This window comes from Verrucosispora sp. SN26_14.1, from assembly GCF_004307965.1.
In the GTDB taxonomy this organism is placed as follows: domain Bacteria; phylum Actinomycetota; class Actinomycetes; order Mycobacteriales; family Micromonosporaceae; genus Micromonospora.
The window spans coordinates 1-11,891 of record NZ_SISL01000168.1 but is presented as its reverse complement, the minus strand read 5'-3'; the positions used below and the strand labels follow the sequence as shown (position 1 = coordinate 11,891).

The 11,891-nt window shown below is 70.9% G+C and carries 13 protein-coding genes; 4 read left to right on the top strand and 9 right to left on the bottom strand.

What is annotated here, in order from left to right; translation table 11 throughout:
• Positions 1 to 86 precede the first annotated feature (86 nt).
• From EYA84_RS16405 to EYA84_RS16395, 3 genes are all read right to left on the bottom strand, one after another.
• Positions 87 to 1,031, bottom strand: coding sequence for a GNAT family N-acetyltransferase (locus EYA84_RS16405; RefSeq protein ID WP_131053945.1), 945 nt, complete (start codon positions 1,029 to 1,031; stop codon positions 87 to 89).
• Between the two features lie 73 nt (positions 1,032 to 1,104).
• Positions 1,105 to 1,644 carry a DUF402 domain-containing protein gene (locus tag EYA84_RS16400; protein WP_236145799.1) on the bottom strand — a complete coding sequence of 180 codons (540 nt, stop codon included), beginning with the start codon at positions 1,642 to 1,644 and terminating at the stop codon, positions 1,105 to 1,107.
• Positions 1,645 to 1,901: 257 nt separating this feature from the next.
• A complete protein-coding gene (locus EYA84_RS16395) occupies positions 1,902 to 2,090 on the bottom strand; it encodes a hypothetical protein (RefSeq protein ID WP_131053944.1) in 189 nt (62 codons plus the stop codon).
• Positions 2,091 to 2,178: 88 nt separating this feature from the next.
• Here EYA84_RS16395 and EYA84_RS16390 point away from each other — a divergent pair, with 88 nt between their 5' ends.
• Positions 2,179 to 3,060 (top strand): nuclear transport factor 2 family protein, encoded by an 882-nt coding sequence (locus EYA84_RS16390; RefSeq protein ID WP_131053943.1) that lies wholly within the window; start codon positions 2,179 to 2,181, stop codon positions 3,058 to 3,060.
• Positions 3,061 to 3,297: 237 nt separating this feature from the next.
• Here EYA84_RS16390 and EYA84_RS16385 read toward each other — a convergent pair whose 3' ends face one another.
• Complete coding sequence (locus EYA84_RS16385; protein WP_131053942.1) at positions 3,298 to 4,047, bottom strand: YebC/PmpR family DNA-binding transcriptional regulator; 750 nt, start codon at positions 4,045 to 4,047, stop codon at positions 3,298 to 3,300.
• Positions 4,048 to 4,656: 609 nt separating this feature from the next.
• On the opposite strand from EYA84_RS16385, the gene EYA84_RS16380 reads away from it, so the two are divergent.
• From EYA84_RS16380 to EYA84_RS16370, 3 genes are read left to right on the top strand one after another with little or no spacing between them, the layout of a single operon-like run.
• Positions 4,657 to 5,580 (top strand): hypothetical protein, encoded by a 924-nt coding sequence (locus tag EYA84_RS16380; RefSeq protein WP_131053941.1) that lies wholly within the window; start codon positions 4,657 to 4,659, stop codon positions 5,578 to 5,580.
• Positions 5,577 to 6,113 carry a hypothetical protein gene (locus EYA84_RS16375; protein WP_131053940.1) on the top strand — a complete coding sequence of 179 codons (537 nt, stop codon included), beginning with the start codon at positions 5,577 to 5,579 and terminating at the stop codon, positions 6,111 to 6,113. Before EYA84_RS16380 ends, EYA84_RS16375 begins: the two co-directional genes overlap by 4 nt.
• A gap of 14 nt (positions 6,114 to 6,127) precedes the next feature.
• Positions 6,128 to 7,510: a type IV secretory system conjugative DNA transfer family protein gene (locus EYA84_RS16370; protein ID WP_131053939.1), complete on the top strand. Its 1,383-nt coding sequence runs from the start codon at positions 6,128 to 6,130 to the stop codon at positions 7,508 to 7,510.
• A gap of 163 nt (positions 7,511 to 7,673) precedes the next feature.
• On the opposite strand, the gene pdxT is transcribed toward EYA84_RS16370, so the two are convergent.
• The 5 genes from pdxT to EYA84_RS16345 form a co-directional block, all read right to left on the bottom strand.
• Positions 7,674 to 8,279 (bottom strand): pyridoxal 5'-phosphate synthase glutaminase subunit PdxT, encoded by a 606-nt coding sequence (pdxT, locus tag EYA84_RS16365; RefSeq protein ID WP_131053938.1) that lies wholly within the window; start codon positions 8,277 to 8,279, stop codon positions 7,674 to 7,676.
• A gap of 75 nt (positions 8,280 to 8,354) precedes the next feature.
• A complete protein-coding gene (gene pdxS / locus EYA84_RS16360; protein ID WP_131053937.1) occupies positions 8,355 to 9,263 on the bottom strand; it encodes a pyridoxal 5'-phosphate synthase lyase subunit PdxS in 909 nt (302 codons plus the stop codon).
• Between the two features lie 148 nt (positions 9,264 to 9,411).
• Positions 9,412 to 9,918, bottom strand: coding sequence for a hypothetical protein (locus EYA84_RS16355; protein WP_131053936.1), 507 nt, complete (start codon positions 9,916 to 9,918; stop codon positions 9,412 to 9,414).
• Positions 9,919 to 9,944: 26 nt separating this feature from the next.
• Entirely contained in the window at positions 9,945 to 11,105 is a 1,161-nt protein-coding gene (locus tag EYA84_RS16350; protein WP_131053935.1) for a glycosyltransferase family 4 protein, read from the bottom strand.
• A gap of 14 nt (positions 11,106 to 11,119) precedes the next feature.
• Positions 11,120 to 11,891, bottom strand: a 772-nt coding sequence (locus EYA84_RS16345) for a phosphatidylinositol mannoside acyltransferase (RefSeq protein ID WP_131053934.1), incomplete at its 5' end; no start/stop codon positions are given.

Sequence of the window (11,891 nt, the reverse complement as noted above, 5' to 3'; positions counted from 1 at the left end):
GCCCCGCACGGGGTCGTCGGCGCGTCGCCGTCAGCGCGTCGCTGTCAGCGCGCTCAGGCGAGGGCGAGTTACGGCAGGTCGTGCCGTCAACGCCCTCGGGCGAGCTTGAGGTGCGGCAGGTCGCGGGTGAACTCGCGGAAGCCGACACCGAGGTACAGGCCCCGGGCGGCCGGGTGGCCCGGAGCGCCGAGGCAGGCGACCAGCATGCGGCGTGCCCCGGCCGACCGGGCGAGCTGCATGCCGTAGAGCTGCAAGGCGGTGCCCAACCCCCGCCGCCGGAAGTCCCGGTGGGTGCCGACGGGTTCGAACTCGGCGGTCCGCGTGGCCTCGTCGAGCCAGACGATCGCGGTCGCGGCGAGCGTGCCCTCCGGCGCCTCGACCACCACGTGCAGGTCGGCACGGTAGGGCCAGGTCCGCTGCACCCGCGCGCAGGCGGTGTCGGTGAAACTGGACCGGGGCCAGGCGTCCCGGTGCGCCCGGGCCAGGGCCACCGTCGACAGGTGCTCGGCGGTACGCAGCCGGAAACCCTCCGGCAGCACCGGCTCCGGCACGTCGACCAGCTCCCGCGCGTTGAACTGCACCCAGGAGCCGGTGTCGGAGCCGGTCTCGGCGTCGAACACGTACCCGTGGGCGGCCACGGCGGCCCGCGACGCCGCGTCCCCGACCTGCACGGTCAGCGCGCGGTCGACGTCGCCGGCCACCTCGTCGTACCAGTCGAGGACCTCGGCCAGCAGCTCGGGCCGGTCCGGATGCGCCTGCCAGATCAGGTTGGCCCGGGTGACCTCGCGGAACGTCCCGTCGCTGCGCGCCACCCGGTGCGGCAGGTACGCCCACCCCCACGCGGCCAGCCGGTCGTCGACGAACCACAGCCGGTGCCGCCAGTACCGGTGCAGGGCGTCGTGGTCCTTGGCCCAGCCCCAGGCCAGCTCACCGACGGTCGCCTCGCCGTTGACCAGCTCCGGCCGCCGGGCCATCACCTGCTGGGCCAACCCCTGCATCAACCGCAGCTCGTGCAGACCGAGATCCGTCATCCGGGCACCCTCGCAGGACCCCGGCCGGGCTGTCGAGGCAATTCGGTGCCGCCGGGACCACTCGCCGCCGAGGTCACCAGGGGACGGTGGACCAACCGGCGGGCAGGCGCGGCGTCGGCCAGGCCGGGTCGGGCCGCCAGGCCGCCCAGGACTCGTCCCACCAGCGCTCACCGGCATCGAGAAGGGCCGCGATCCGGTCGCCTTCGGCGCGGATCGCCTCCCCCATCCCCGGGTAGCGCCCCTCCAGCAGCCGCTGGGCGAAGATCTCCACATCCTTGAAGACGTACCGGTCGGCGTCCGCCGCCCACCACAGGTCCAGCTCGTGGTCGAGCGTGTCGACCCCGATGGGGGTACGCCGGAACGGGTCCTGGAGGTTGAAGTACCACCCGGCGAAGTCGCGCTGCGGGCCGGACCAGAACACGTCGACCGAGTGCGCCTCACCGGGGCGCTGGAGCATCAGCTTGCCGTGTCCGGTCCAGGCGGTGTGCCCGGCCGCCTGCCACGGGTGCCGTCCGCACGGGAAGGTGCCCTCGTCGGGAAACCCGAACTCGGCACCCGTCGGCAGATAGAGCGCCAGCAGGTCGGCGGAGTCCTCGACGCAGATCGTCGGCACGGCGAACCAGACCTCACGGCCCTGCTCTTGACCACGCTCTTGGTCACGGCCGTGATCACGCTCTTGGTAACGGCCTTGATCACGCTCGATCGGGGATCGAGTGCCTTCCCCGGCACCCCGAGACCACTCGATCCCGGATCGAGCAGGCCGTGACGCCGTTCGCGGCACCTCGAAGCGCAGGATCTCCCGGCGGACGACCACGTCACCGGGATGGAAGCGCCCCGTCTCCGTCACCGCTCCTCCAGCGTGTGTGCTGGTCAGTCCCCCGCCAGCTCCGGCCGATGCTCCCTGATCCACGCCTGCACATCCGACTTCCGCCACACCTTGCCCATGGCGAGCACGGCAAGCGGCTCCGGGAAGTTGCGCTGGTTGGCGATGACCGACGCGCGCTGCCGGGAGACGTTCCCCAACATCTCGCGGATCTCCGACACGCCGACCAGCTCCATAGGTTGACAATGACAGCGACGATCACTCTCGACACCGACAACTACGGAGCCTATTGACACAGGCAATAGCTAGCGACAGCATGGAGATATGCGCACGCCCCACCCGCCGCCTGCTCGGCGTGAGCCGCTGGGTCGGCTGCATCCCGTGTACCAGCACCTGCCCGACCGGCCCCACTGGACGTGTCGAGCCTGCTCACGTGACTGGCCGTGTCCGGCGGCCCGGATGCTGCTGCGGGTCGAGTACGACCTCGACCGGGTCGGTCTCGCTGTCTATCTCGGCGGCCAGTTGTTCGACGCCACCGGCGACCTGCTGCGGCTCACCGAGGGCCCGCTGCCGACACCCGGCGAGTTGTACAACCGCTTCCTGGCCTGGGCGACCCCACAGTCCCGGCGAGCACCACAGTCCCGGCGAGCACCACAGTCCTGGCGCCAGCCACAGGCCGGGCAAGCGCCGGAGCTCGGGCGGCAGCCACCGCCCCGGCGACAGCCACCTGAGCCGGCCGGAATGTCACCCGTGGCTGGTAGAAGTCCAGCACCCGCCGACCCGAGGAGCACGATCATGGACGTACGCGACGCGGCCCAACGATGGGCCGACGCCTGGGCCACGGGCTGGCCCGCCCAGGACGGGGAACGCATCGTCGAGTTGCAGGCCGAGCAGGGCGACCACTGGGCGTCGATGTTCCGCCCGTGCCGGGGCCGCGTCGGGCTGCGCGCCTACGTCGAGGAGTGCTTCGGCGAGGAGGCCCGACCGGCCGAGGTCTGGTTCGGCGTTCCCCGAGTCGACGGCGACACCGCGACCGTCGAATACTGGGCGATCACCTACCCGTACGACCAGCCGGTCACCCTCTCCGGCTGCACGGTGGTCCGTTTCGACGCCGACGGTCTGGTCGCCGAGTCCCGCGACTACTCGCACGCCAAGGAGGGCAGCTTCCCCCCACCCACCGGCCTGTTCGCCGACCGCCACCCGTAGATCTTGGACAGTTACCGTCCTGGCGGCGAAACGGCAACTCTCCAAGATCTCCGAGATGGCGACGCCGGACGAGCGGATCGGCACGGGCGGCGGAGACTCAGCCCCGAGGGCAAGCGCAGCGGAAGCTCAGCCCCAGGCCTGATCCCGCTGCGGCCGGTGGCCTGACGGACAGCGGACGGCCCGGCACCCGATGACCGGGTGCCGGGCCGTCCACGGATGCGTCGGCGGTGCGGCGGATCAGCCGACCGCCTCCATCACCTCGTCCGAGACGTCGAAGTTCGCGAAGACGTTCTGCACGTCGTCGCTGTCCTCCAGGACGTCGATCAGCTTGAAGATCTTGCGGGCGCCCTCCTCGTCCAGCGGCACGGTGACGCTGGGGATGAGCGAGGACTCGGCCGACTCGTACTCGATGCCGGCGTCCTGGAGTGCGGTGCGCACGGCGATCAGGTCACCCGGCTCGGAGACCACCTCGAACGCCTCACCCAGGTCGTTGACCTCCTCGGCGCCCGCGTCGAGGACTGCCAGCATCACGTCGTCCTCGGTGGTGCCCGCCTTCGGCACGATCACCACGCCCTTGCGGGAGAACATGTACGACACCGAGCCGGCGTCGGCGAACGAGCCGCCGTTGCGGGTCAGCGCGGTGCGCACCTCGGTGGCGGCGCGGTTGCGGTTGTCGGTCAGGCACTCGATGAGCAGCGCGACGCCGTTCGGGCCGTACCCCTCATACATGATCGTCTGGTAGTCGGCGCCGCCGGCCTCCAGGCCGGAGCCGCGCTTGACCGCCCGGTCGATGTTGTCGTTCGGGACCGAGCTCTTCTTGGCCTTCTGGATCGCGTCGAAGAGGGTCGGGTTGCCGGCCGGGTCACCGCCGCCGGTCCGCGCCGCGACCTCGACGTTCTTGATCAGCTTGGCGAACATCTTGCCGCGCTTGGCGTCGATGACCGCTTTCTTGTGCTTGGTCGTCGCCCACTTTGAGTGGCCGGACATCTGTTACCTCCGTTGCTACCCGCCGTCTGCATCGACCGCACCGCGCACGCCCTGCTCCGCACCCGCGCACGCGGTGGTGCCGGTCAGCTCTGGTGGAAGCCTGGCGGCCAGATGGCCCTGCCGAATCTCGACAATCCTACCGACGTGCGGCAGGTGGTCGTCACCCGCCGCACGTCGGCCGCCGGCCCGATCTCTCCCGAGCTTCACAGATCAGACAAAAGCCACTGGATCGCACACCCGCCGCGTCGCCGAGCACCGCCTGCTCGGCCTGGTCCGGTCGGTGCGGCGCTCGACGACCGCCGCCTCGATCTCGGTGAGAGCGCGGTGAGCGCCTCGGCGCGCGCGGCGGCGGGCGCGATCCGTCCCGGTGCCGTCGGGTCGACGGAGTCGCCTTCTTGGCGGCTTCCCGACAGATGACGCAGAGGTCGCCGACGGCGCGCATCGCAATTCCCCTAAAACCGCCCGACGATCCTCCCCGGCACATCCGGCAATTGCCGAGGATCCGCCAAACGGGCATTCTTCCGGCCCCCGGGCACGCTTCTTCCGACTGGCCCGGGTGCCACACACTGTCGCTGTCGTGAGCAGCACACCGACCCCGGGAGGCGATACGTGCTGGAGGAATTCGAGGAATTCGGCCGCGATCTGCCGATGATCGGCAAGGGCGGCGTCAGCGCGCTCAACAAGTTCTCGCTCATGGTGGAACTGCCGTACGCGCAGGATCTCGACCTTCCGCCCGAGCACAAACGCGCCGTGGGTGCCCGGCTGTACCGCAGTGTCGCCGAGGTGCTGGAGGCCGCCGAACTGTACTCGGTGCAGCACCTGCGGCTGGACTGGTCCGACGGCAACATCGGGATCGTCTACGACGACTCGTCATTCGGCTTCCGGATGGCGATCCGGCGCGACCTGCGCATCATCCTCGAACGGCCCGGATCGTCGCTGCGCCTCTTCCACAATTGGTACCGGGTGTTCATGCCCTACATCCAGGGGCTGGTGTCGCGAATCGCCATCGACCTGTCCGACATCCTCCATTCCGATTTCGACCTGCAACCGATCCGGACCAGTTACCTCTTCTCCCTGCTCACCTACGATTTCATTCCGGTACGCGCACCCCGTCCGGTCAGCAGCCACCAACTGATCGGCAACCTGCTGTCGCACCGCCCCGGCGAGGACGGCCGATTCCTCTCCGTACCCAGCGGTGGTGCGGCCGGGCCGCTGCGCACCGGCCGGCTCGACGTGGAGATCTCCAACTTCCGGGAGGTCGCCCCCGACGTGCACGTCCGCGAGATCTACGACATCCAGGCCCCCTCGAACCAGGGCTACCGCGGCATCTGGCTGGACTTCTACTGCATCTCCGAGACCGTCGGCGACGGTGACCCGGCTCTGGAGTCGCGCATCGCCCCACGGCCCGAGTTCCTGCTGGAGCAGTACACGGTCCCGTACCGCGACTTCTTCCGGGACCGCGTCGTCAAGGGCTTCCTCGCCGACTTCTTCAAGGACTGCGAGTTCTCCTGCGCCGTCGGGACCATGCCGTGACGCAGGAGACGCTCAACGTCATCCAGTTCGCGGGGCTGGTGGCCACCTTCGTCTGCAGCATCGCCGCACTCTTCCTGTCCTGGCAGAACAACCGCTCCTCGGACCGGGAGGTGCGGGTCGCCGCCGAACAGCTACGTGCCTCGATCATCCCCGTCCCGATGATCCAGGACTCCCGGCTGACCTGGCGCGGGCAGACCCTGGTGGTGCTCTCCGTCCGGCTCCGCAACGTCGGTGCCGGGCCGATCCTCGGCATCCAGATCGCCGGCATCCGGATCGACCGCACCAGCCTGGCGTTCGAGGCCCTGAGCGCCCCGAAGGCGGACGTCGTCATGCCCACCACGGACGTCGAGCAGCGGCTCAGGTTCGTCGACCCACCGCAGATCGCGCAGCCGAGTCTGGTGCTCGTCGAGATCGAGTACTTCGACGTGCTGGGCAACCACTACCAGCAGCCGCTGCCGTTGACGGTCGTCTCCGGCACCGGCAGCGGCGCCATGGCCGGAGTCCGTCCGGCCCGCATCAGCCGGAACCCCTAGAGAGGCAGTCGCGGATGTCCAAGCTCATTCTCGGCCGGGCAGTCGTGCGTCACCTGGAACCCGAGCCGCTGTCCAAGAGCCAGTTCGCCCAACGGCGACCCAGCGACACCGGCGTACGCGCCCGCCTCGGCCTCGGCGAGGAACACATCGTCGACGACGCCGAACTGGGCCCGGTGGTCGCCTCGGACGACGACAGCCACCTGATGACGATCGCGCCCACCGGAGCCGGCAAGGGTCGGGACGTGATCATCCCGAACCTGCTCACCTACGAGGGTTCGGTGGTGGTCATCGACCCGAAGGGCGAGAACTACGACGTCACGCACGAGCACCGCCGGACCGTGCTGGGCAACGAGATCGTGCTGCTCGACCCGTTCGGTGCCAGCCACAGCGGCAGCGACGAGCGGGGTTCGCTGAACCCGTTCGACGTGTTCGGCGCGCTGCGACGCGACGACGCCGCCGCCGAGGAGCCCGAGGACTTCGGCCGGTTGCTCTCCGACATCCTGATGGGCGGCATCCCGTCGCTGTCCGACCCGTTCTGGGACGAGATGGCGCAACTACTGATCGCCGCGCTCGCCACCGACCTGATGACCGGCCAGCCGGACCGGCCCGACACCCTGCAGGAGCTGCGTACCCAGCTCTTCGAGTCGGAGCTGCGCTACCGGCTCGCGGTGGCGCTCGACACGCGGTCGACGTCAATGCCGCCGGGCACCCGGCAGGAGTTCGAGATGCTGCTCAGCATCGCGGACGCGGAGAAGACCTTCAGCGGGATCGTGGTGACCGCCGCCCAGCAGCTGGCCGCCTTCAGCTCCCGACGCACCGTGGACGCCACCGCCCGGACGAGCTTCGCCCTGAGCGACCTGACCGACCCCGAGCGCCGGATCTCCATCTACGTGGTCATCCCGCCGCACAAGCTGCGGACCCACCAACGCCTGCTGCGGGCCTGGGTGGGATGCCTGCTGTACTACGTGATGAACAGCCGGTCGATCAACCAGTCCCGGCTGCTGTTCCTCATCGACGAGGCGGCTCAGCTCGGCCGGTTCTCGCTGCTCCAGGAGGCGATCACGCTGCTGCGCGGGTACGGGCTGCGCACCTGGACCTTCTGGCAGGACCTCGCGCAGTTGTCCAACCTCTACGGCGTCGCCGCCGAGACCATGATCAACAACTCGGGCGTGCTCCAGGTGTTCAGCCCGGCGAACTTCGGTGCCGCCACCGCCCTGTCGCTGCGGATCGGGTGCAGCGTCGGTGAACTGCTGCAACTCGCCCCGGACGAGCAGGTCATCGCGTTCAAGAACGAATGGCCCACGAAGATGGAACGCTTCAACCACCTCACCGACCCGGTGCTGCGCGGCTGGGCCCGCGCCAACCCCCGACACGGCACCCCACCACCGCCCGGGTGAGGCGTACGCCCGGGAGGTGGTCGACCCGCCGCGCGAGCGTGGCCACACCCGTGGTGGAGGTCGCGCGCGCTCCGCGCGAAGGCGACCCCCGCGTGCGTGGTCGAACCGCCCGCGCGAGCTGGTCTGCGCGATCCGACCGCGCGAGCGCGCCCCCGTGGCGCGGTCAGCCCGCCGTGCGGACCAGGTCCACGAAGTAGGCGTGCAGCCGCGCGTCGCCGGTGAGTTCCGGGTGGAACGAGGTGGCGAGCAGGTTGTCCTGGCGTACGGCCACGATCCGCCCGGCGGCCGGGCCGGCGGTGACCGTGCCGAGCACCTCGACGTCGTCGCCGACCCGCTCGACCCACGGGGCACGGATGAAGACGGCATGCAGCGGGCCGCCCTCGACCCCGGCGATCTCCACCGGTGCCTCGAACGAGTCGACCTGGCGGCCGAACGCGTTGCGCCGGACGGTCATCGAGATGCCGTCGAAGCCCCGCTGGTCCGGGCGGCCGTCGAGGACCTCGGTGGCCAGCATGATCATGCCGGCGCAGGAGCCGTAGACCGGCAGGCCGGCGGCGATGCGCTTGGCGATCGGCTCGCGCAACTCGAAGATGTCCACCAGCTTGCTGATCGTGGTGGACTCCCCGCCGGGGATGACCAGGCCGTCGACCGCGTCCAGCTCCGCCGGCCGGCGTACCGGTCGGGCCTGCGCGCCCGCCCCGGTCAGGGCGGCGACGTGCTCGCGGACGTCGCCCTGCAGGGCGAGCACACCGATCACGGGTGCCGTCACAGGCGTTCCTTCCGAGGTGTTAGCAGGGGTCCCCTGCTATGCACGAGGCGTTAGCAGGGGGCCCTTCCTTTCACGTCACCAGCCGCGGTCGGCGAGGCGGTGCGGGACCGGGATGTCGTCGACGTTGATGCCGACCATCGCCTCACCGAGCCCCCGGGAGACCTTGGCCAGCACGTCCGGGTCGTCGTGGAACGTCGTCGCCTTGACGATCGCGGCGGCCCGCTGCGCCGGGTTGCCGGCCTTGAAGATGCCGGAGCCGACGAAGACGCCCTCGGCACCGAGCTGCATCATCATCGCCGCGTCGGCGGGGGTGGCGATGCCACCGGCGGTGAACAGCACCACCGGCAGCTTGCCGCTCTCGGCGACCTCCTTGACCAGCTCGTACGGCGCCTGCAACTCCTTCGCCGCGACGAACAGCTCGTCGGTCGGCAGGGTGGAGAGCCGCCGGATCTCCTGGCGGATCTTGCGCATGTGGGTGGTGGCGTTGGAGACGTCACCGGTGCCGGCCTCGCCCTTGGAGCGGATCATGGCCGCGCCCTCGGTGATCCGGCGCAGCGCCTCGCCCAGGTTGGTCGCCCCGCAGACGAACGGGACGGTGAACGCCCACTTGTCGATGTGGTTGGCGTAGTCGGCCGGGGTCAGCACCTCGGACTCGTCGACGTAGTCCACGCCGAGCGCCTGGAGGATCTGCGCCTCCACGAAGTGCCCGATCCGGGCCTTGGCCATCACCGGGATGGAGACCGCCTGGATGATGCCGTCGATCATGTCGGGGTCGCTCATCCGGGAGACCCCGCCCTGGGCGCGGATGTCGGCGGGGACCCGCTCCAGCGCCATCACCGCGACCGCTCCGGCGTCCTCGGCGATCTTGGCCTGCTCGGGGGTGACCACGTCCATGATCACGCCACCCTTGAGCATCTCGGCCATGCCGCGCTTGACGCGGCCGGTGCCGACGACCGGGGTGGCACTGCTGGTCGGGGAAGTCATCTGGGACAGGCTCCTCAGGCGGCTCGGGGCGGGGGCAGCGCAGATGCTACGCGCGGCGCGACGCCCCTCCGACAGCCAATTCCAGGCGTGGTGGCCTGCTCTGTGGCCCCGGTCACCCGCCTGCCGGGAGACCGGCGCAGAGAGCAGATCAGCGGGTACGCACGTCGACGGCGGGCACGGTCAGCGTCGGGTCGTCGATGTCGAAGTAGCGCGGCCAGGTGTGGCGCCGCCCCATCCGTAACAGCCGCACCAGCGGCCGTCCGCGCGCCGAACGGGCGTCCCGGACCAGGTCGGTGTGTACCTGCCGGGCCAACGCGAGTCGCCGGCTGGCCGCGATCACCGCGTCGCAGTCCGGGTCGGCGGGATCGAGTTCGACCGCACGCAACTGCCGGGTCAGGTCGTTCTCGGCCGCCTCCCGCTCGTCCGGGCCGGCGTCGAGCGCGATCCGCGCCGCCGCGTACAGCTCGACGCCGTACCGCCGCTCCGCCAGCACGGCCGCCGCAGCGGCCCGGCGCAGCAGATGGGCGTCCAGGGCCCGCGCGGCGAGCTGCGCACGGGACTGGAGCCGCTCGACCCGGCCGGCGGTCCAGATCAGGTACGCCGCCACCAGGGCGACGACCACCGTCGCGCCCACCACCCACCACATGCCCGGCATCGTAGTGCTGCTCCCGTTCCTCCCGGTCAGTCCGGCCCCACCCACTCCTGGTCGATCACCCGCCCGTCGGTCGCCTCGATCGCCGCTGCGTATACCTCCAGAACGCGCCGGGCAACCACGGGCCAGTCGAAATTCGCCACCACCTGGTGCCCGCAGGCGGTCAGCTCGGCCCGCTGGGCGGGATCGTCCAGCAGCTCGGCCAGGCGCCCGCGCAACGTCACCGCGTCACCGGTGGGGAACAGCCGCCCGGCCCGCCCGCCGTCGAGCACCCGGCGGAAGGCGTCCAGATCGCTGGCGACGACCGTGGTGCCGGCGGCCAGCGCCTCGGTGAGGATCATGCCGAAGGACTCGCCGCCGGTGTTCGGCGCCACGTACAGGTGCACACTACGCAGCATCCGGGCCTTCTCCTCCTCGGAGACCAGCCCGAGGAAGGTCACCCGATCCCGAAGATCGGGTGGAAACTGGTCGAACAGGTCGTCCCGGTCCCCCGGTCCGGCGACCAACAGGCGCAACCCGGGGCGTTGCCGGGCCAACTCCACGAACGCGTCGCGCAGGATCGGGAACCCCTTGCGGGGCTCGGTGAACCGGCCCAGGAAGCCCAGCGTCCCGCCGTCGCCCGGCGCGTACTCGCCCGGCCAGCCCGGCAGCGGCGCCACCCCGGCGAACTTGGCCACCGCCACCCCGTTGGGGATCTCCACCGCACCGCCGTCCAGGTGCTCGACCTGCACCTTGCGGGCCAGCGCGCTGACCGCGATCCGCGCGGTGATGCGTTCCAGCACGATCTGCAGGACGCCCTGGGCGACCGAGAGCACCCGGGAGCGGGTCATCGCGGTGTGGAAGGTGGCCACCACCGGCCCCCGCGCGGAGAGCACGGCGAGCATGGAGAGGCTCAACGTCAGCGGCTCGTGCACGTGCAGCACGTCGAAGTCGCCCCGGGTGATCCACCGGCGCACCCGGGCGGTGGAGACCGGGCCGAACGCGATCCGGGCCACCGAGCCGTTGTACGGCAGCGGCACCGACCGGCCGGCCGGCACCACGTACGGCGGCAGCGGCGAGTCCTCGTCCGCCGGAGCCAGCACGCTCACCTCGTGGCCGAGCCCGATCAGCGCCTCGGCGAGATCCATGACGTGGTTCTGCACCCCGCCCGGCACGTCGAAGGAGTACGGGGAGACGATGCCGATCCGCATTGCGTCCCGTCCCCTCAGTCCAGCCACATCCGCTGCAACATGTGCCAGTCTTGCGGATGCCGGGCGATGCCCGACGCGAGACCGTCGGCGATCCGCTGGGTCAGCGTACGGACCCGCTCGTCCAGTGAGCCCTCCGCCGGCCCCGGCAGCGGCAGCGGCCCCTCGATCGAGGCGCACGCCGTATCCGCTTCGTACCACAGCGACGCCACGTACAGCGGGGCACCGGTGCGCAGCGCCAGCAGCGCCGGACCGGCCGGCATCCGACTCCGGCCGCCGAAGAAGTCCACCTCCACGCCCCGGGCGGAGAGGTCGCGGTCGGCCAGCAGCGGCACCACCGCACCGGCCTGGAGCCGGTCGGTCAGCACGTCGATGGGCTGACGGTCTCCCCCGGTGGTGGGCAGGATCTCCATGCCCAGGCCCTCCCGGAATGCCACGAACCGCTCGAAGACCCCCTCCGGCTTGAGCCGCTCGGCGACGGTGGAGAGCGGCCACCCGTTGGCCGCCACCCAGGCACCGGCCAGGTCCCAGTTACCGGCGTGCGGCAGCGCGACCACCGCGCCCCGCCCGGCCGCCACGTCGGCGGCGAGCATCTCGGTGCCGTCCAGCCGGAAACCGGCGAGCACCTGCTCCCGGCTCAGCGACGGCAGCCGGAACACCTCCATCCAGTAGCGGGAGTACGACCGCAGGCCCGCCCGGACCAGCTCGTCCAGCTCCTGGTCGGGCAGCTCCGGACCGACCACCCGGCGCAGGTTGGCGCGCAGCCGGCTGGCACCCCTGCCCCGACGG

Bases quoted from the DNA above. Each gene is read 5' to 3' on its own strand.
- EYA84_RS16405 (WP_131053945.1), bottom strand. From the start codon at position 1,031: ATGACGGATCTCGGTCTGCACGAGCTGCGGTTGATGCAGGGGTTGGCC.
- EYA84_RS16395 (WP_131053944.1), bottom strand. From the start codon at position 2,090: ATGGAGCTGGTCGGCGTGTCGGAGATCCGCGAGATGTTGGGGAACGTC.
- EYA84_RS16390 (WP_131053943.1), top strand. From the start codon at position 2,179: ATGCGCACGCCCCACCCGCCGCCTGCTCGGCGTGAGCCGCTGGGTCGG.
- EYA84_RS16385 (WP_131053942.1), bottom strand. From the start codon at position 4,047: ATGTCCGGCCACTCAAAGTGGGCGACGACCAAGCACAAGAAAGCGGTC.
- EYA84_RS16370 (WP_131053939.1), top strand. From the start codon at position 6,128: ATGTCCAAGCTCATTCTCGGCCGGGCAGTCGTGCGTCACCTGGAACCC.
- pdxS (WP_131053937.1), bottom strand. From the start codon at position 9,263: ATGACTTCCCCGACCAGCAGTGCCACCCCGGTCGTCGGCACCGGCCGC.
- EYA84_RS16355 (WP_131053936.1), bottom strand. From the start codon at position 9,918: ATGCCGGGCATGTGGTGGGTGGTGGGCGCGACGGTGGTCGTCGCCCTG.
- EYA84_RS16350 (WP_131053935.1), bottom strand. From the start codon at position 11,105: ATGCGGATCGGCATCGTCTCCCCGTACTCCTTCGACGTGCCGGGCGGG.